General features: G+C 57.0%; 13 protein-coding genes. 4 read left to right on the top strand and 9 right to left on the bottom strand.

Annotated elements, in window-relative coordinates:
- Nucleotides 1–27 precede the first annotated feature (27 nt).
- The 4 genes from prpE to prpB form a co-directional block, all read right to left on the bottom strand.
- On the bottom strand, nt 28–1,917 hold the full coding sequence (prpE, locus tag MY052_RS03110; RefSeq protein WP_248538188.1) for a propionate--CoA ligase: 1,890 nt from the start codon (nt 1,915–1,917) through the stop codon (nt 28–30).
- A gap of 39 nt (nt 1,918–1,956) precedes the next feature.
- Nucleotides 1,957–3,408 carry a bifunctional 2-methylcitrate dehydratase/aconitate hydratase gene (locus MY052_RS03105; RefSeq protein ID WP_248538187.1) on the bottom strand — a complete coding sequence of 484 codons (1,452 nt, stop codon included), beginning with the start codon at nt 3,406–3,408 and terminating at the stop codon, nt 1,957–1,959.
- Nucleotides 3,409–3,448: 40 nt separating this feature from the next.
- Nucleotides 3,449–4,618, bottom strand: coding sequence for a bifunctional 2-methylcitrate synthase/citrate synthase (gene prpC / locus MY052_RS03100; protein WP_248538186.1), 1,170 nt, complete (start codon nt 4,616–4,618; stop codon nt 3,449–3,451).
- A gap of 108 nt (nt 4,619–4,726) precedes the next feature.
- Nucleotides 4,727–5,608 (bottom strand): methylisocitrate lyase, encoded by an 882-nt coding sequence (gene prpB, locus MY052_RS03095; RefSeq protein ID WP_248538185.1) that lies wholly within the window; start codon nt 5,606–5,608, stop codon nt 4,727–4,729.
- Nucleotides 5,609–5,855: 247 nt separating this feature from the next.
- Between prpB and prpR the strand changes: the two genes are divergently transcribed.
- Nucleotides 5,856–7,457 carry a propionate catabolism operon regulatory protein PrpR gene (gene prpR, locus MY052_RS03090; protein WP_248538184.1) on the top strand — a complete coding sequence of 534 codons (1,602 nt, stop codon included), beginning with the start codon at nt 5,856–5,858 and terminating at the stop codon, nt 7,455–7,457.
- Between the two features lie 99 nt (nt 7,458–7,556).
- Here the strand turns inward: prpR and MY052_RS03085 are convergent, their stop codons facing one another.
- The 3 genes from MY052_RS03085 to MY052_RS03075 form a co-directional block, all read right to left on the bottom strand.
- Nucleotides 7,557–7,856: a DUF1889 family protein gene (locus MY052_RS03085; protein WP_221181515.1), complete on the bottom strand. Its 300-nt coding sequence runs from the start codon at nt 7,854–7,856 to the stop codon at nt 7,557–7,559.
- A gap of 203 nt (nt 7,857–8,059) precedes the next feature.
- Entirely contained in the window at nt 8,060–9,613 is a 1,554-nt protein-coding gene (locus MY052_RS03080) for a peptide MFS transporter (RefSeq protein ID WP_248538183.1), read from the bottom strand.
- A gap of 450 nt (nt 9,614–10,063) precedes the next feature.
- Nucleotides 10,064–10,828, bottom strand: coding sequence for a siderophore-interacting protein (locus tag MY052_RS03075; protein WP_202217152.1), 765 nt, complete (start codon nt 10,826–10,828; stop codon nt 10,064–10,066).
- Nucleotides 10,829–11,064: 236 nt separating this feature from the next.
- Here MY052_RS03075 and MY052_RS03070 point away from each other — a divergent pair, with 236 nt between their 5' ends.
- Entirely contained in the window at nt 11,065–11,646 is a 582-nt protein-coding gene (locus tag MY052_RS03070; RefSeq protein WP_035897187.1) for a PadR family transcriptional regulator, read from the top strand.
- Here the strand turns inward: MY052_RS03070 and MY052_RS03065 are convergent.
- Complete coding sequence (locus MY052_RS03065; protein WP_248538182.1) at nt 11,643–13,163, bottom strand: methyl-accepting chemotaxis protein; 1,521 nt, start codon at nt 13,161–13,163, stop codon at nt 11,643–11,645. The two genes, MY052_RS03070 and MY052_RS03065, sit on opposite strands and share 4 nt — an antisense overlap.
- Before the next feature lie 365 nt (nt 13,164–13,528).
- Between MY052_RS03065 and ygjG the strand changes: the two genes are divergently transcribed.
- A complete protein-coding gene (gene ygjG / locus MY052_RS03060) occupies nt 13,529–14,920 on the top strand; it encodes a putrescine aminotransferase (protein ID WP_248538181.1) in 1,392 nt (463 codons plus the stop codon).
- Nucleotides 14,921–15,064: 144 nt separating this feature from the next.
- Complete coding sequence (locus tag MY052_RS03055) at nt 15,065–17,083, top strand: NADPH-dependent 2,4-dienoyl-CoA reductase (RefSeq protein ID WP_248538180.1); 2,019 nt, start codon at nt 15,065–15,067, stop codon at nt 17,081–17,083.
- A 70-nt stretch (nt 17,084–17,153) separates the two neighbouring features.
- Here the strand turns inward: MY052_RS03055 and rlmG are convergent, their stop codons facing one another.
- Nucleotides 17,154–18,290, bottom strand: coding sequence for a 23S rRNA (guanine(1835)-N(2))-methyltransferase RlmG (rlmG, locus tag MY052_RS03050; protein ID WP_248538179.1), 1,137 nt, complete (start codon nt 18,288–18,290; stop codon nt 17,154–17,156).
- Between the last annotated feature and the right edge of the window lie 46 nt (nt 18,291–18,336).

Raw genomic sequence — 18,336 nt, 5'->3', positions numbered from 1 at the left:
CCTTTTACGTTGATAACATCAACCCTATCACCCCGCCTCAATTGCCTGCCGAATCTGTTGCAGCGCAGCCGGATCGTCGAGCGTCGTCAGATCCCCCGGATCGCGCCCTTCGCATATTGCCTGGATCGTACGGCGCAGCATCTTGCCGGATCGCGTTTTCGGCAGCTGCGAGACAAACCAGACGTTCGCCGGGCGGCCAAAGTTACCTATCTGGCTGTCCACCAGCGCCATGATCGCTTCTTTCTCCGAATGGGCGACGTCGCGATCGTCCAAACTGTCGCTCTGTTTCGGGATCACAAACGCCACTGCCACCTGCCCTTTTAGCGCATCTTTGACACCAACCACCGCCACTTCCGCGACGTTCGGATAGCTGGAAATACTCTCTTCTATCTCGCGCGTTCCCAGACGATGCCCGGCAACATTTATCACATCGTCGGTACGGCCAAGAATGAAATAATAGCCGTCGGCATCGCGGATGCCCCAATCAAAGGTGGCGTAGACCTGGCGAGAAAACAGCGACCAGTAGGTTTTCACAAAGCGTTCGTCATCGCCCCAGATAGTCTGGATGCAGCCCGGCGGCAGCGGCCCTTCGATCACCAGCATTCCTTTCTCGTTAACGCCGCACGGTTCACCGGTCACTTCGTTGAGCAGTTGGACGTTGTAGCCGTACATTGGCACGCCGGGGCTGCCAAGGCGTGAGGGCCTGTCGTCCAGCGCACGGGCAATCGCCATAATCGGCCAGCCGGATTCGGTCTGCCAGTAGTTGTCGATTACCGGAACGCCCAGCGCCTCGGTCACCCACGCGGCGGTCGGTTCGTCGAGCGGTTCTCCCGCCAGATACAGCGCCTCCAGCGAGGAGAGATCGTGGTGGCGAATCTGCGCGGTCGGGTACTTCTTCAACACGCGAATAGCGGTTGGCGCTGAGAACATGCGGTTGACCTGGTACTTCTCAACGATTTTCCACCACACGCTACAGTCGGGATAAACCGGCAGGCCTTCGTAGACAATGGTCGCCATGCCCGCCAGCAGCGGTGCGTAGACAATATAAGAGTGGCCGACCACCCAGCCGATATCCGAGGCGCAGAAGAATACGCCGCCCGCTTTGCCGCCGAAAATGGTCGCCATCGAGGTTGCCAGCGCCACCGCGTAGCCGCCCACGTCGCGCTGTACGCCTTTCGGTTTGCCGGTGGTGCCAGAGGTATAGAGAATGCAGGACGTCTCGTTGGACTCAAGCCAGGCGACCGGTACTCGCGCCCCTTCATGCTGCTGACGCAGCGTAGCGAAATCGAGATCGCGCCCGGCAACGCGCGCCATTTTCGCCAGCCCGCGATCCACCAGCAGTACGTGACGTGGCTGATGCTGCGCCTGGTCGATGGCATCATCGAGCAGCTTTTTATACGGCATGATTTTGCCGCCGCGCGCGCCCGCGTCCGCCGAGACAATCAGCACCGGTCTGGCATCATCAATACGCGCCGCCACGCTGTGCGAGGCAAAGCCGCCGAACACCACCGAGTGAATGGCACCAATGCGCGCGCAGGCCAGCAGCGTTATCTGCGCTTCGGCAATCATCGGCATATAAACCAATACCCGGTCGCCGCGCTGCACGCCCAGCGACAGCAGCATCGACGCCACCGCGTTCACTTCGTCATACAGCTGGCGAAAGGTAAATGTACGCTCCTCTTCGGTCTCCGACGAAACCGCGATCAGCGCCAGCGCGTCCGGCTGCTGGTCCAGCCAGCGGTCGATAGCGTTGTGACATAAGTTGGTGGTGCCGCCGCAAAACCAGCGGGCAAACGGCGGATGGCTGCTATCCAGCGTCTGCGTAAAAGGCATCTGCCAGTCGATACGCTGGGCCTGCTCGGCCCAAAACGTCTCCGGCTCGGTAATGGAACGCTGATAAAACTCGCTAAAAGACATAATGCTCTCCTGTTGAACTTACGCCTGATGAGTCGTGTTTCAGATAACGAACAGATCCATATACTCATTCACCGGCATCTGCTCCAGACGAGTTCTGTCGAGGGAGACATCCAAAATGCGCTGCTGCTGGCGGGTTGGGAACTGGCGCGCCAGGTTGATTTTGAATTTATCGATAAGCTTCGGAATACCGTCTGTGCGGCGGCGGGCGTGGCCAATCGGGTACTCTACGGCCACTTCTTCAAAACGCGTGCCGTCGGTGAATTCGAGGGTAATGGCATTGGCGATGGCCCGCTTATCCGGCGCGTGGTAGTCGGCGGTAAACGCCGGGTCTTCAAAGCAGCTAATCTTCTCGCGCAGAGCGTCGATACGTTTATCCTGGGCCACGTTGTCCTCGTAGTCCGCCGCGGTTAAGCGGCCGAACAGCAGTGGAATCGCCACCATGTACTGAATGCAGTGGTCACGGTCGGCCGGGTTATTCAGCGGACCTTTTTTATCGATGATGCGAATACAGGCTTCGTGAGTGCGGATGGTCACCTTCTCGATATCGGCGGCCGTTTTGCCCGCCGCCTGCATCTGCTCATACAGCGTCATCGCCGCTTCTACCGCCGTCTGCGAGTGGAACTCCGCCGGGAAGGAGATTTTAAACAGCACGTTCTCCATCACGTAGGAGCCGTAAGGGCGCTGGAAGCGGAACGCTTCGCCCTTAAACGAGACATCATAGAAGCCCCAGGTTTTCGCCGTCAGCGCTGACGGATAGCCCATCTCTCCGGTCTTTGCCATCAGCGCCAACCGCACCGCGCGCGAGGTGGCGTCACCTGCCGCCCAGGATTTACGCGTGCCGGCATTCGGCGCATGGCGATAGGTGCGCAGCGACTGACCGTCGACCCACGCCAGCGAGACGGCGTTAAGGATCTCATCGCGCGTCAGCCCCAGCATCTCCGCCACCACCGCGGTAGAGGCCACTTTCACCAGCAGCACGTGGTCAAGCCCCACGCGGTTGAAAGCGTTCTCGAGCGCAATACAGCCCTGAATTTCATGGGCTTTTATCATGCCGGTCAGCACCTGCTTCATGGTCAGCGGCGCTTTGCCTGCGGCCACCGCATTACGCGACAGCCAGTCCGCCGTCGCCAGGATCCCACCGAGGTTATCAGAAGGATGTCCCCACTCGGCGGCAAGCCAGGTATCGTTGAAATCAAGCCAGCGGATCATCGCGCCAATATTAAACGCCGCCTGCACCGGGTCGAGCTGGAACTGAGTGCCCGGCACGCGCACACCGTTCTGCACCACGGTGCCCGGAACAATCGGCCCCATCAGCTTTTTGCAGGCCGGATACTCCAGCGCTTCCAGCCCGCAGCCCAGCGTATCAAGCAGGCAGTAGTGGGCGGTGTCATAGGCCACTTTGGAGGTGATATCGTAGTGCATCACATAATCCACGATATCCACGATTTCACGGTCAAACTCCGGGCGAATATTCATCATCTGAGCGGACATAGGGTACTTTTCCTGTTTTTTTATCGTTAGCGGTTTGGGATTACTGACGCTTATCCAGCGGGACAAACTCGCGCTCTTCCGGGCCGGTGTAGTTGGCGGAAGGACGGATAATTTTGTTGTCCTGGCGCTGTTCAATAATGTGCGCCGCCCAGCCGGTCACGCGGGCGATGACGAACAGCGGGGTGAACATCTCGGTCGGCACGCCCATCATGTTGTAGGAGACCGCCGAGAACCAATCGAGGTTGGGGAACATCTTTTTGGTGTCCCACATCACCGATTCCAGACGGTCGGCGATGTTGTACATTTTGAGCGAACCGCCCTCCTGAGAAAGCTGTTTGGCAACGCGCTTAATGACCTGATGACGCGGGTCGGCAATGGTGTAAACCGGGTGACCAAAGCCAATCACCACTTCTTTGTTTTCCACGCGCTTGCGGATATCCGCTTCGGCTTCGTCCGGGGTTTCGTAACGCTGCTGAATTTCCAGCGACACCTCGTTAGCCCCGCCGTGTTTCGGGCCGCGCAGCGCGCCAATCGCACCAATAATCGCTGAATAAACGTCAGAACCGGTCCCGGCAATCACCCGACTGGTAAAGGTGGAGGCGTTAAACTCGTGCTCGGCGTACAGCACCAGCGAGATGTGCATCGCCTTTTCCCAGCTTGCCGACGGTTTTTCGCCATGCAGCAGATGCAGGAAGTGACCGCCGACCGAATCATCGTCGGTTTCCGGCTGGATGCGTTCGCCGTTGTGGCTGTAGTGATACCAATAGAGGAGGATTGAGCTGAGCGAGGCCAACAGCTTGTCGGCGATATCGCGCGCGCCGGAAACGGTATGCCCCTCTTTCTCTGGCAGCGTGCAGCCCAGTGCCGACACGCCGGTGCGCATCACGTCCATCGGATGCGAGGCCGCAGGAAGCGCCTCCAGCACGGTGCGCACGTTAGCTGGTAGGCCTCGCAGCGCCTTGAGTTTAATCTTGTAGGCTTGCAGCTCATCGCGGGTTGGCAGCTTGCCGTGAATCAGCAGATGGGCCACCTCTTCAAACTCGCAGTGCTCCGCTAAATCGAGAATATCGTAACCACGATAGTGCAGGTCGTTGCCGCTTTTGCCGACGGTGCACAGCGCGGTATTCCCCGCCGGTACGCCGGAAAGGGCGACGGATTTTTTAGGCTTAATGACATGGGTGCTATTTTGCAGGATCGATGTGTCGCTCATGTTGTCCTCGTCATTATTGTCATAGGTAGGGTGCTGAGGGTGTTCGAGTCGGCCGGATAAACGCAGTACCATCCGGCATTGCCTGATGGCGGCTACGCCTTATCAGGCCTACTTTTTGGTGTACAACGCGTCGAGCTTCTCTTCGTACTGGTAGTAGTTGATGCTTTCGTACAGCTCGTTGCGCGTCTGCATCATGTCGATAACGCTTTTCTGCGTACCTTCCTGACGCAGCACGTTATAGACCTGCTCGGCGGCGCGATTCATCGCGCGGAAAGCCGAGAGCGGATAAAGCGCCATCGCCACGTGGGCGCTGAGCAGTTCATCGGTGGTAAACAGCGGTGTCGCGCCGAATTCGGTGATATTGGCAAGGATCGGCACCTGCACCGCGTCGGCAAACCGGCGATACATTGAAAGCTCAGTGATAGCCTCCGGGAACAGCATGTCGGCCCCCGCTTCCACATAGGCGCGAGCGCGATCGATAGCCGCCTCCAGCCCTTCCACCGCCAGCGCATCGGTACGCGCCATGATCACGAAGTCCGGGTCCGTACGCGCATCGACCGCCGCCCGAATGCGGTCGACCATCTCCTCTTTAGAAACGATCGCTTTGTTCGGTCGATGCCCGCAGCGCTTAGCGCCAATCTGATCTTCAATATGCAGCGCCGCGGCCCCGGCCTTGCTGATGGACTTCACGGTGCGCGCGACGTTAAACGCCGACGAGCCAAAACCAATATCCGCGTCCACCAGCAGCGGCAACGGGCAGACGTCGGTAATACGGCGGATGTCGGTCAGCACGTCATCAAGGGTAGAAATCCCCAAATCCGGTAGTCCGAGGGAACCGGCCGCCACGCCGCCGCCGGAAAGATAAATAGCCTGATACCCGGCACGCTGGGCCAGCAGCGCGTGGTTGGCATTAATCGTGCCGACAATCTGCAAGGGGTTTTCTTTGGTCAGCGCAGCGCGGAAAGCCTGGCCTGGAGAGTGTAGAGACATATCCCGTCCTCTTGTTATCAACTTGTTACTATCGGTTGATTCAAATAAAGCAAGGGATATGCCAACGCCTGTTTTCTGAGCGTTATTTATTTAAGTCTTTTAATAACAAATAATTAATTAGTCTCTTCATTTTTAGCATCGATTAAAACGTGTCAGCTAACGTTTCACAAAACGTTCCATCTCGTTTTATTGCAACATTTATGAAACAAGTCTAAACCCAATATTCGGCCCCTTTTTTGAGCACGCTATGGCAGCCACATCGCTTCCACCGAGAGTGAATGACGACAGGCCGGTTATCTGGACGGTCTCGGTCACTCGTCTGTTCGAACTGTTTCGCGATATCAGCCTCGAATTCGATAATCAGGCGACCATTACCCCCATCCAGCTTGGTTTCGAAAAGGCGGTGAACTACATCCGCAAGAAGCTGGCGACCGAACGCTGCGACGCCATCATCGCCGCGGGCTCCAACGGCGCGTACCTGAAAAGCCGCCTCTCCGTGCCGGTTATCCTGATTAAACCCAGCGGCTTTGACGTACTACAGGCGCTGGCAAAAGCCGGAAAGCTCACCTCCTCCATCGGCATCGTGACCTATCAGCAGACGCTGCCTGCACTTATCGCCTTTCAAAAGACGTTTAACCTGCAGCTTGAGCAGCGTAGCTACGTCACTGAAGAAGACGCCCGAGGGCAAATCAACGAACTGAAGGCCAACGGCATAGACGCGGTCGTGGGCGCAGGGCTAATTACCGACCTCGCCGAAGAGGCAGGCATGACCGGCATCTTTATCTATTCCGAAGCCACCGTCCGCCAGGCCTTCAGCGATGCGCTGGAGATGACCCGCCTGACGCTGCGGCAAAGCGTCTACCCTGCGGCTGGCAGCAGTCTGCGCACACGCTATGCGCTGGACGATATGCGCGGGGAATCGATGCCAATGGAACAGGTTCGCCACACCATCATGCTCTATGCGCGCTCTCGTGCGGCAGTGCTGATTCAGGGAGAAACCGGTACGGGGAAAGAGCTGGCGGCACAGGCCATTCATCGCGAATATTTCACGCGATTGGGCCACCGCCACGGCAAATCCTTCCCGCCGTTTGTCGCCGTGAACTGCGGTGCCATTGCCGAATCACTGCTGGAGGCCGAACTGTTTGGCTATGAAGAAGGCGCGTTTACCGGCTCACGGCGCGGCGGGCGGGCCGGGCTGTTTGAAATTGCCCATGGGGGGACGCTGTTTCTGGACGAAATTGGCGAGATGCCCCTCCCCTTGCAGACGCGCCTGCTGCGCGTGCTGGAGGAAAAAGAGGTCACGCGCGTAGGCGGTCACCATCCCATTCCCGTCGAGGTACGGGTGATTAGCGCCACCCACTGTCATCTGGAAGCGGAGATGAAACGCGGGCAATTTCGCAATGACCTGTTTTATCGCCTCAGCATCTTACGCCTGAAGTTGTCACCGTTGCGCGAGCGCCTGGCAGACATTGTGCCGCTGGCGGAGGCGTTTCTGGTGCAGTCGCTGGCGGCCTTAGGGGTACCGTTTAGCGAGGCGCTACGCAACGGGATGATGCAAAGCCAGTCGGTTCTGCTGCGCTATAGCTGGCCCGGCAACGTCCGCGAGCTGCGTAATATGATGGAACGGATGGCGCTTTTTTTAAGCGTTGAGCCGCAACCCATGCTGGATAGCGATTTTTTACGGCAGTGCCTGCCTGAACTCGTCGCGCAAAATCTGGCGCCACCAGCACCAGACTCATTAAGCCCGCAACAGGTGCTCGCCCAGTTCAATGGCGATAAAACCGCGGCGGCGCGCTATCTGGGCATCAGCCGTACGACGTTCTGGCGCAGACTCAAGGTCGGAGATTAGCCCGTGCGGCTGTGAAAGCTAAGGGGAGTAAAGCAGGATGCTGTCACACTTACGGTGAAAGCATCCGGGATAGGCTATTGGACTTTAAACAGGGTTAACTCACACCAGTGAGCGGAGCTCTTCACGCATGTAGGAAGAGAAGAATTCAGGGTTCTTAATCACCATATGCTCGCCGGATTCGACCTTCTCGGCCCATCCTGCCACTTTGTCTGTAAACCCGTCGCTCCAGCCGTCCTGATGACCACGTTCAACCACCGCCGCAGAGCTTGCAGGAACACCTAACTCTTTTAAATATTTCAGAATTCCCTTCGCTGTACTCTCATCCATGGACTGTGGTACTGGCTCAGACGTGTTCATACCACCAATGAAATCCAAAGCTTTATCAATGACTGCTGGCATATGCTTGTCCTTAAAATTAACCACGTAGTAAACAAGTCTATACTATGGACCGGAATCCAGCGCAATTTCAAAGGAACCGCTCACGTTATTGCATTTATTCTCGATCAGAAATCACGTTTTATACCCGTTTTGCGCAAGAAACGGTGCGCATTGCGCAAAAAAAAGCCGGTACAACATGTACCGGCTCAGTAGTCAGAACGCTATCACGCGTTGCTGACCGGCGTTTGTTCCGCGCTGGATTTGGCGTTTTCCAGCATCCGGCGAACCGGCACAATCAGTACGCACAGCACCGCGGCACAGATCAGCAGCGCAATGGAGCAGCGAGCGAACAGGTCCGGCAGCATATCCAGCTGATCGGCCTTCACGTGACCACCGATCAGACCCGCCGCCAGGTTGCCCAGCGCGCTGGCGCAGAACCACAGCCCCATCATCTGACCGCGCATTCTTTCCGGTGCCAGCAGCGTCATGGTCGCCAGACCAATCGGGCTCAGGCACAGCTCGCCGAGCGTCAGCATCAGGATACTGCCCACCAGCCACATCGGTGATACGCCAGCGCCGCCGTTGCTCAGCACGTTCTGCGCTGCCAGCATCATCAGACCGAAGCCCGCTGCCGCACACAGAATACCGATAACGAACTTGGTGATACTGCCAGGACGAATGTTTTTACGCGCCAGTGCAGGCCAGGCCCAGCTAAATACCGGCGCCAGCAGGATGATGAACAGGGCATTAATTGACTGGAACCATACCGCTGGGATCTCGAAATCACCGATCATACGGTTGGTATAGTCGTTGGCAAACAGGTTGAACGACGTAGGTTTCTGCTCGAAGGCAGACCAGAAGAACGCCGCGGAGACCAGCAGAATAAAGCACACCAGCAGGCGCGCACGTTCTTTACGGCTCAAACCCGCGAAGGCAAACAGGTAGATGAAGTACAGCGCCACGGAAGCCGCAATCACGTACACCAGCACGCTGGCAACGGCCACCGGGTTAATCACAATGATGCCCTGGGCAATCAGGGTGATAATCACTGCTACACCCACCGCTAACGCCAGCAGCCATGCGCCAACGCCGTTTTTCTTCGCCACCGGGTTGTTCCAGGTAGAGTCGAGGCCCACTTCGCTGTCGTAGCGCTTCATTGCCGGAACGGCAAACACGCGGAAGATAACCAGCGCCACCAGCATCCCGATACCGCCGATGCCAAAGCCCCAGTGCCAGCCGTGGGATTTAATCAGCCAGCCGGAAATCAGCGGCGCGATAAATGACCCCATGTTGATGCCCATATAAAACAGCGAGAAGCCGCCGTCACGACGGGCATCACCCTTTTTATACAGCGTGCCGACCATCACTGAGATACAGGTCTTGAACAGACCCGAGCCCAGTACGATAAACATCAGGCCGATAAAGAACAGGTTGTCACCGATAAAGGCCGACAGCGCGATCGACAGGTGGCCCAGCGCAATCAGAATAGAGCCGTACCACACCGCTTTTTGCTGGCCGAGCCAGTTATCAGCCAACCAGCCGCCCGGCAGCGCCGCCAGGTACATCGTTCCCGCGAAGATACCTACAATCGCCGAGGCGTTTTCACGCGCCAGTCCCATGCCGCCGTCATAGACGGTTGCCGCCATAAACAGGATCAGTAACGGGCGGATACCGTAAAACGAGAATCGCTCCCACATTTCGGTAAAGAACAGCGAACCCAGCGGGTACGGATGACCGAAAAAGGTCCGGCTTTCGTTTTTATTAACAGAGGAATGCATAGTTTCTCCAGAGAAGGTGCGTCGTAACGCAGGTAAGTCGTGTATGCGGGCTAACCATTTTTTAATTTTGTCGATGATTAACATCTGACACGGTATTTTTTAACCATTTGATAACCATTGCGTGGTCGTGTCTAGCCCTGGACCCGGTATTTTTAGACGAAAAGTCGACAAAGTTCTAGTTTTACAGATTTTGTATTGGAAACATGAATGTAGTGATTGACATCACATAACCACGATTTTACTCACAGTTAATTCATTAAAAACAATTAATTAGATAATAAATAATCATCAAATACAGCCCCAAATACGGGGCAAAATAATCGTATAAAAAGTGTGGAAAACAGGATGTTCATCATAATGATGAGGGGAGATCTGGATAAATCACGAGGAGAGAGAGGGCAGGAATGGGGTCGCGCTATCACATCATCGTATAGCGCAACCAGAATTTAGTTATTTCGCATGCCAGTAGGCACTTGAACGCACCAGCTGCGGGTCGATAGCGTCGGTCACAAAACCGTCGGTCAGACTTTTTACCACCTTCCCTTCACCGGTCAGCCAGATAAAGTAATCCGATTCCGGCACCGTGAGCTGTGCCAGGCGCGCGGCGACGGTGGCCACATCGTAGCCGGAAATCCACTCGATATTGAAGCCATCGAACCCGGCCAGATAGGCTTTATCCGCATCGTCTTTTACCATCACCAGCGCCGTCACCTGCGGACGCTCCGCTAACGTCTGCAGCGCTTCCAGACGGCGACGCAGCGCCGGCATACCGGTTTCATCGCAAACGTACAGCTGCCAGGCATAATCTTCCGGCACCACCAACGAACCGCGCGGGCCGCCGATAAGCAGCGTATCGCCCGCTTTTGCTTCCATTGCCCACTGGCTGGCGACGCCGCCGTCATGAATAAAGAAATCGTAGGCCAGCTCGTGGCGCTCGGCATTATAGAGCGGCGTATAGTCGCGGGCCTGCGGGCGCACGCCTTCTGCCCATACAATCCCTTCATCGGTCATCGTTGGTGGCGTCAGGGTGCTACCGGCCTGCGGGAAAAACAGCTTGGTGTGATCGTCAAAGCCGCGCGAACTAAAACCTTCCAGCGCCTCACCGCCCAGCACCACGCGCTGGAAGGCTTCACCCACGCGCTCCACGCGCAGGACGGTCAGTTCACGAAAACGAAGTTCATTGCGCACGCGCTGTGGGTATTTGTTCTCTTTCATTTGGCGTCTCTCTCACAAATAGATATATCTAAATCATTTGCAAATGATAATGATTGCCAACTAAACAGAAAGCAAGCTATTTTTAAGATATATGAACAGCGGCGCACAAAAAATCCGAACACAAAATTAAAATCATTAAAAATCAACACAATAAAAAATAACACGTTTTCGATATTGCTAAAGATATACATTTAGATATAAGTTAGATATATCTAAACAACGTAAGGATAAACATCATGAGACCTTTCTCTGATTCTGAACATCGCGGCCGTGGTGGTCGTGGACATCGCGGTGAACGCGGTGAGTGTGAACATCGTGGCGGGCGTGGCGAAGGTCACGGCGGCGGCGGACGTCGCCAGCGCTTCTTCGGCCACGGCGAGCTGCGTCTGGTGGTCCTCAGCATCCTGAAGGATAACGCCAGCCACGGCTATGAACTGATTAAAGCGATTGAAGCCCTGACCGAGGGCAATTACAGCCCAAGTCCCGGCGTTATCTACCCGACGCTCGACCTGCTCCAGGACCAGGGGCTGATTACGGTGCATGAAGAGGACGGCGGGCGTAAAAAAATCGCTATTACCGCCGAAGGCACCCAGACGCTGGAAGAAAATCAGGAACATCTGGAACACATTCAGGCGCGCCTGAAGTCCCGCATGGTGGGGCATGAACTGCGCAAAAACCCGCAGATGAAACGGGCGCTGGATAACTTTAAAGCCGTGCTAGACCTGAAGGTGAATCAGGGCGAGACAAGCGACGCGCAGTTGAAGCAGATTGTCGGCATTATCGACCGCGCGGCGCTCGAGATCTCGCAGTTGGATTAATGCAGGACGGTGACCGCATCCTGTAAACGGCTGGCGCGGTGTTTTACCATCGCCGATACGTTGGCGCTTTCTGCCACCAGTCCGGCGTTTTTCTGGGTGATCTCATCCAGCTTCGCCACGGCACGCGTTAAATCAGACAGCCCCGTGGCCTGTTCAGACGTAGATTGACTAATCTGCGCAATCAGCTGGGTGACATTCTGTACCTGCGAGACAATGTCATCCATCGTGCGCCCGGCAGCGTGAACCTGCTCGGAGCCCGACTGCACCTTGCTGGCGCTGGCCTCAATCAGCTGACGAATCTCGTTTGCCGCCGTCGCGCTACGGCTCGCCAGATGGCGAACTTCCCCGGCGACCACGGCAAACCCTCTCCCCTGCTCGCCCGCGCGCGCCGCTTCGACAGCGGCGTTCAGCGCCAGAATATTGGTCTGGAACGCGATATCGTTAATCAACGTGGTGATAGAACCAATGCGCTGCGTACTGTCAGCAATATCTTCCATGGTCTGCACCACCCGGTGCATCGCCTGACCGCCCTGCGCCGCCGCACCGCTGGCCGCCAGCGAGAGCTTATCGGCTTCGGCCGCCGTCTGGGAGTTATTCTGTACCGACGCCGCCATCTGGCTCATGGTCGCCACGGTTTGCTGTACGTTAACGACCGTTTCCTGAGTACGCTGATTCAGATCTTCGTTGCCGCGTGCCAGCACATCGCTGCCATCGCTCACGCTATTCACCTGCGTCGAGACATCGTTAATCAGCCAGCGGCACATCAGACCGAGCTGACCGACCGCACGTAGCGTCAGCCCCAGTTCATCGCTGCGCGGCAGCGGATCAACGCTGTTACGCTCGCCGGTCGCCACGCAGAGCGCCTGTCGCGCCACGTTTTCCACCGGGCGAACAATTTGCCACTCAAGCACCATCGTGGTTAGCAGCAAAATCAGCGCCGACGCCAGCACCGCTATGACCGGCGCACTCAGGGCCAGCAGGCTGGCGGCCAGCAGCAGGTAGAACGCCGACATAATACTTCTGACCCGCCAACGGAGCGGGATAGCCGACAGCTTGCCCCACCAGCGTTTGCTGATAACACGTCCTTTATAAAGACGCTTATTGCTGCGTTCTTCACGAAGCGCCTGATACAGCGGCTCAACCGCCGCCACCTCTTCCTCACTGGCTTTCGTGCGAATCGACATGTAGCCAATCGTTTTACCATTACGCACCTGGGGGATGGCGTTCGCGCGCACCCAGTAATGGCCGCCGTGTTTCGGGCGATTTTTGACGATACCGCTCCACGGCTCGCCCTGCTTCAGGGTTCGCCACATGTCGGCAAAAGCCGCTTTTGGCATATCGGAATGACGCACCATATTGTGCGGCTGGCTCAGCATCTCGTGGCGGCTATAGCCACTCACCTTCACGAAGGCATCGTTTACGTGGGTGATATAGCTGTTGAGATCGGTGGTGGACATCAACGTGGTGTGGTCGTCCATCAGCGATTCGGACGAGTTTTGGTCGGGCAGGGTAGACATACGGACATCCTTTTCAGGTGCTAAGAGAAATGTATTACAATTGTTATATCGGAGGATATTAAATTAACCTTAATTGTTAATTTTGCGTTAGATCGCAAAATAGACAAAAGCCCTACTTTTCTCACGTCATTCTTTGCTGCTCATCCCTGGCGCAAAACCTGCCCTTTTGTGGGGCAATACGCCCGACAACCACGCACTGCCTCGTGACCGCTTTCACACTCTCTCGCTTCGCTGGACGATTAAATATTGTACAAACGCGATTTCCCCTGGCGTTTATCCCGATTTTCACCGCCAACGCTGAGATGGCGTAATCCCTGCAATACTTAAATCAGTATCGTGTGATACGTGATCCCCAGGAGCTTATTTTGAACAGGTTACCTTCCAGCGCATCGGCTCTGGCCTGCAGCGCGCACGCACTGAATCTCATTGAAAAGCGAACGCTTGACCATGAGGAGATGAAAGCTCTTAACCAGGAGGTCAGGGAATACTTTAAAGAGCATGTGAATCCAGGGTTTTTAGAGTACCGAAAATCTGTAACAGCCGGTGGGGATTACGGAGCCGTAGAGTGGCAGGCGGGAGGATTAAATACGCTTGTCGACACCCAGGGTCAGGAGTTTCTCGATTGCCTGGGCGGTTTTGGTATTTTCAACGTGGGGCACCGTAATCCAGTGGTGGTTTCCGCCGTACAGAATCAGCTCGCTAAACAACCGCTTCACAGCCAGGAACTGCTCGACCCGCTACGGGCGATGCTCGCCAAAACCCTGGCGGCACTGGCACCGGGTAAACTGAAGTACAGCTTCTTCAGCAACAGCGGCACCGAATCCGTAGAGGCGGCGCTGAAGCTCGCGAAAGCGTACCAGTCACCGCGCGGCAAGTTCACTTTTATTGCCACCAGCGGCGCATTCCACGGGAAATCGCTCGGGGCGCTGTCGGCCACCGCTAAGTCAACGTTCCGCAAGCCGTTTATGCCGTTACTGCCGGGCTTCCGCCACGTGCCGTTCGGCAATCTCGACGCCATGCGCACGATGCTCAGCGAATGCCAGAAAACCGGCGATGACGTTGCAGCAGTGATCCTCGAGCCCATCCAGGGTGAAGGTGGCGTGATTCTGCCACCGCAGGGCTACCTGCCGGCCGTGCGTAAGCTGTGCGATGAGTATGGCGCGCTGCTTATCTTCGACGAAGTGCAAACCGGTATGGGGCGCACCGGCAAGATGTTTGCCTGCGAGCATGAGAACGTTCAGCCGGACATTCTGTGCCTGGCGAAGGCACTCGGCGGCGGCGTAATGCCGATTGGCGCGACCATCGCCACCGAAGAGGTGTTCTCGGTGCTGTTCGATAACCCGTTCCTGCACACCACCACCTTTGGCGGTAACCCGTTGGCCTGTGCGGCCGCGCTGGCGACCATCAACGTGCTGCTGACCGAAAACCTGCCTGCTCAGGCGGAACAGAAAGGCGATATTCTGCTGGACGGTTTCCGCAGCATGGCGCGTGAATATCCGGATCTGGTCCGTGAAGCGCGCGGCAGAGGCATGCTGATGGCCATTGAGTTTGTCGATAACGAAATCGGCTATAACTTTGCCAGCGAGATGTTCCGCCAGCGCGTGCTGGTTGCCGGAACGCTCAACAACGCCAAGACCATTCGCATCGAGCCACCGTTGACCTTAACGATGGAACAGTGCGACCAGGTGCTTAAGGCGGCGCGTAACGCGCTGGCGGCCCTGCGCGTCAGCCAGAATCAGGTTGCCACCGAGCAGTAAACTCACGCCCCCTACCGTTTGGTTGGGGGCGTTCTTTGAATCCCATCACAATCATCGCATTCCCCTTTTCCCTTTTTCCCGCCGACGGCTAAATTAGTAACTCATCCGACCACATAACAATAATTTCACATACTGGACATCCTTATGAGCTATCCGTCGCTGTTCGCCCCGCTCGATCTTGGTTTTACCCAGCTGAAAAACCGCGTGCTGATGGGCTCGATGCATACCGGGCTGGAAGAGTATCCCGATGGCGCGGAGCGTCTGGCGGCGTTCTACGCCGAGCGCGCGCGCCACGGCGTGGCGCTGATCGTCAGCGGCGGTATCGCCCCGGATGCGACCGGCGTAGGGATGGCGGGCGGCGCGATGCTGAACGATGTGAGTCAATTGCCACACCACCGTACGATAACCGATGCCGTACATCAGGAAGGCGGCAAAATTGCGCTGCAAATCTTGCATACCGGCCGCTACAGCTACCAGCCAAATCTGGTCGCCCCTTCCCCGCTTCAGGCGCCGATCAACCGCTTTACGCCGCGCGAACTCACGCACGAAGGCATTCTGGCGCTTATCGACGACTTCGCCCACTGCGCCCAACTGGCGCGGGAAGCAGGCTACGATGGCGTGGAGGTGATGGGCTCGGAAGGCTACCTGATTAACGAATTTCTCGCCGCCCGCACTAACCAGCGCGACGATCAATGGGGCGGCAGCTACGACAACCGCATGCGCTTCGCGGTAGAAGTGGTGCGCGCCGTGCGCCAGCGCGTCGGGAAAGACTTTATTATTATCTACCGCCTGTCGATGCTCGACCTGGTGGACAACGGCGGTACCTTTGATGAAACCGTACGCCTCGCCCAGGCGATCGAAGCCGCGGGCGCAACGATCATCAACACCGGCATCGGCTGGCACGAAGCGCGGATCCCGACCATCGCCACGCCGGTGCCGCGCGGCGCGTTTAGCTGGGTGACACGCAAGTTAAAAGGTTTGGTGACCGTCCCGCTGATTACCACCAACCGCATTAACGATCCGCAGGTGGCGGACGATATTCTGGCGCGCGGCGATGCCGACATGGTATCGATGGCGCGTCCATTCCTCGCTGACGCCGAGCTGCTGTCAAAAGCCCAGTCGGGGCGCAGCGATGAGATCAACACCTGCATCGGCTGTAACCAGGCCTGTCTGGATCAGATCTTTGTCGGTAAGGTGACCTCATGCCTGGTCAACCCGCGCGCCTGCCACGAAACCAAAATGCCGATCCTTCCTGCCACCACACGTAAAAACCTGGCGGTCGTCGGCGCGGGCCCGGCGGGGCTGGCCTTTGCTATCAATGCTGCCGCACGCGGTCATCAGGTCACGCTATTTGACGCCAGCGCAGAAATTGGCGGGCAGTTTAATATCGCCAAGCAGATCCCCGGCAAAGAGGAGTTTTACGAAACGCTGCGCTACTACCGCCGGATGCTCGACGTCACCGGCGTCACGCTGAAGCTTAACCAGCGCGTCGGCGCCGACGATCTCCTCGGTTTTGATGAAGTGATCCTGTCGACCGGGATCGCACCGCGCAAGCCGCCGATCGAGGGGATCGAACATGCTAAAGTGCTGACCTATCTGGACGTTCTGCGCGATAAAGCACCGGTAGGGCAACGCGTGGCAATTATCGGCTGCGGCGGCATCGGCTTTGATACGGCGATGTACTTAAGCCAGCCCGGCGACTCCACCAGCCAGAATATCGCCGAGTTTTGCGTGGAATGGGGTATCGATACCAGCCTGTTGCAGTCAGGCGGCCTGCGCCCGGAAGGGCCGCATCTGGCCCGCAGCCCGCGGCAGATTGTGATGCTGCAACGTAAAGCCAGCAAGCCGGGCGAAGAATTAGGCAAAACCACCGGCTGGATCCACCGCACCACTCTGCTTTCACGCGGCGTGAAGATGATCCCGGCGGTCAGCTACCAGAAGATAGACGATGAGGGGCTGCACGTTGAGATAGGCGGCGAAGCGCAGGTGTTAGCGGTTGATAATGTGATTATCTGTGCCGGTCAGGAGCCAAACCGTACGTTGCACGAACCACTGCTGGCGGCGGGTAAGACGGTGCATCTTATCGGCGGTTGTGACGTAGCAAGCGAGTTGGATGCCCGACGGGCGATTGCGCAGGGGACGAAGCTGGCGCTAAGTATTTAAGCCAGCCAGCCCCTGGCGTCGCGCTCGCTCGGCCGGGCTACGAACGCGACGCTGGGAAGGCGCTATCTCATTAACGACGACGACCCAACTTCACCGCTTTCAGGATCACAAACTTGTTGTTGGTGGCAATAGTTTCGCAGTTGCCAAAAATCTTCTTCAGCTTGTGGAAGTAGTCCAGATGACGGTTCGCCACGATATACAGCTCGCCGTTAATTTTCAGGCAGCGACGAGCGTGGTGGAACATCTCCCATGCGATGTTATCGGTCAGTGCATGCTTCTGGTGGAACGGCGGGTTACAGAACACCGCGTTGAAGCGGAACGGTTCTACGCCAGAGAGCGCGTTGTTAATCATAAACTCGCTGCGATCCAGCGCGTCCGGCAGGTTGGTTTCCACATTCAGACGGCTGGAAGCGACCGCCATCGGTGATTCATCAACGAATACCACGCTAGCTTCTGGGTTTTTCGCCAGCAGCGTCATGCCCAGCACACCGTTACCGCAGCCAAGATCGACAATCTCGCCTTCCAGGTTCTCCGGCAAGTGCCCCATAAAGAAGCGCGCGCCGATATCCAGCCCGGTACGGGAGAAGACGTTCGCATGGTTGTGAATGGTCCAGTCGGTGCCTTCCAGCTTCCAGCTCAGGGTCTGAGCCGTTTCAGCCAGCGCCGGTTTAGTAAAGGTGCCGTTAATCAGGCGCGCCTTTTTCCATGCCAGCGTGGTAGTGGTTGGGCCCAGCACTTTTTCAAACAGCTCAAGCGTAGAGGTATGAATATCACGCGCCTTCGCGCCGGCGATAATGCGCGTTTCTGGCGTGACCACCTCGCGCAGCGCACGCAGCTGCTGCTCCAGCAGCGCCATGGTTTTCGGCAGCTTAATCAGTACGACGCCCGGCGCCTGCGGGTATTCCGCGGTGCTGTCGAGGAATTTCACGCTAGACTCAGCAATGTCGTTGTGGCGCAGGTTTTCACGCGTCGCCAGCTCGCTTAAGTAGGAGTCGCCAATGCTGTACGGCGTATGTTCCGCCAACGCGCAGGCCAGCGCACCGAAGGTATCATTCAGGATAAGCACCGGGCCGCGAATCTCAGTATCGTCCAGCTGTTGCAGCAGATATTCATCGGCTGCTTCCCACGCCAGCAGTGGGTTAACGTCGTCCGTCTCCGGGAAACGTTTAAGTGTCAGTGAACGGAAACCGTTGTCTGTGTGGCTCATCGGCCCTCCTGAATGGTAAAATTTCGGCGTATCCCTGAAAAGGGTG

The organism is Kluyvera ascorbata (assembly GCF_023195735.1).
Classification (GTDB): domain Bacteria; phylum Pseudomonadota; class Gammaproteobacteria; order Enterobacterales; family Enterobacteriaceae; genus Kluyvera; species Kluyvera ascorbata.
The sequence above is the reverse complement of the archived record's forward strand: the minus strand, read 5'-3'. Positions and strand labels throughout refer to the sequence as shown.

What these genes read in the sequence shown, in the direction of transcription:
- prpE (WP_248538188.1), bottom strand. Translation starts at nt 1,917, where the DNA reads ATGTCTTTTAGCGAGTTTTATCAGCGTTCCATTACCGAGCCGGAGACG.
- MY052_RS03105 (WP_248538187.1), bottom strand. Translation starts at nt 3,408, where the DNA reads ATGTCCGCTCAGATGATGAATATTCGCCCGGAGTTTGACCGTGAAATC.
- prpC (WP_248538186.1), bottom strand. Translation starts at nt 4,618, where the DNA reads ATGAGCGACACATCGATCCTGCAAAATAGCACCCATGTCATTAAGCCT.
- prpB (WP_248538185.1), bottom strand. Translation starts at nt 5,608, where the DNA reads ATGTCTCTACACTCTCCAGGCCAGGCTTTCCGCGCTGCGCTGACCAAA.
- prpR (WP_248538184.1), top strand. Translation starts at nt 5,856, where the DNA reads ATGGCAGCCACATCGCTTCCACCGAGAGTGAATGACGACAGGCCGGTT.
- MY052_RS03085 (WP_221181515.1), bottom strand. Translation starts at nt 7,856, where the DNA reads ATGCCAGCAGTCATTGATAAAGCTTTGGATTTCATTGGTGGTATGAAC.
- MY052_RS03080 (WP_248538183.1), bottom strand. Translation starts at nt 9,613, where the DNA reads ATGCATTCCTCTGTTAATAAAAACGAAAGCCGGACCTTTTTCGGTCAT.
- MY052_RS03075 (WP_202217152.1), bottom strand. Translation starts at nt 10,828, where the DNA reads ATGAAAGAGAACAAATACCCACAGCGCGTGCGCAATGAACTTCGTTTT.
- MY052_RS03070 (WP_035897187.1), top strand. Translation starts at nt 11,065, where the DNA reads ATGAGACCTTTCTCTGATTCTGAACATCGCGGCCGTGGTGGTCGTGGA.
- MY052_RS03065 (WP_248538182.1), bottom strand. Translation starts at nt 13,163, where the DNA reads ATGTCTACCCTGCCCGACCAAAACTCGTCCGAATCGCTGATGGACGAC.
- MY052_RS03055 (WP_248538180.1), top strand. Translation starts at nt 15,065, where the DNA reads ATGAGCTATCCGTCGCTGTTCGCCCCGCTCGATCTTGGTTTTACCCAG.
- rlmG (WP_248538179.1), bottom strand. Translation starts at nt 18,290, where the DNA reads ATGAGCCACACAGACAACGGTTTCCGTTCACTGACACTTAAACGTTTC.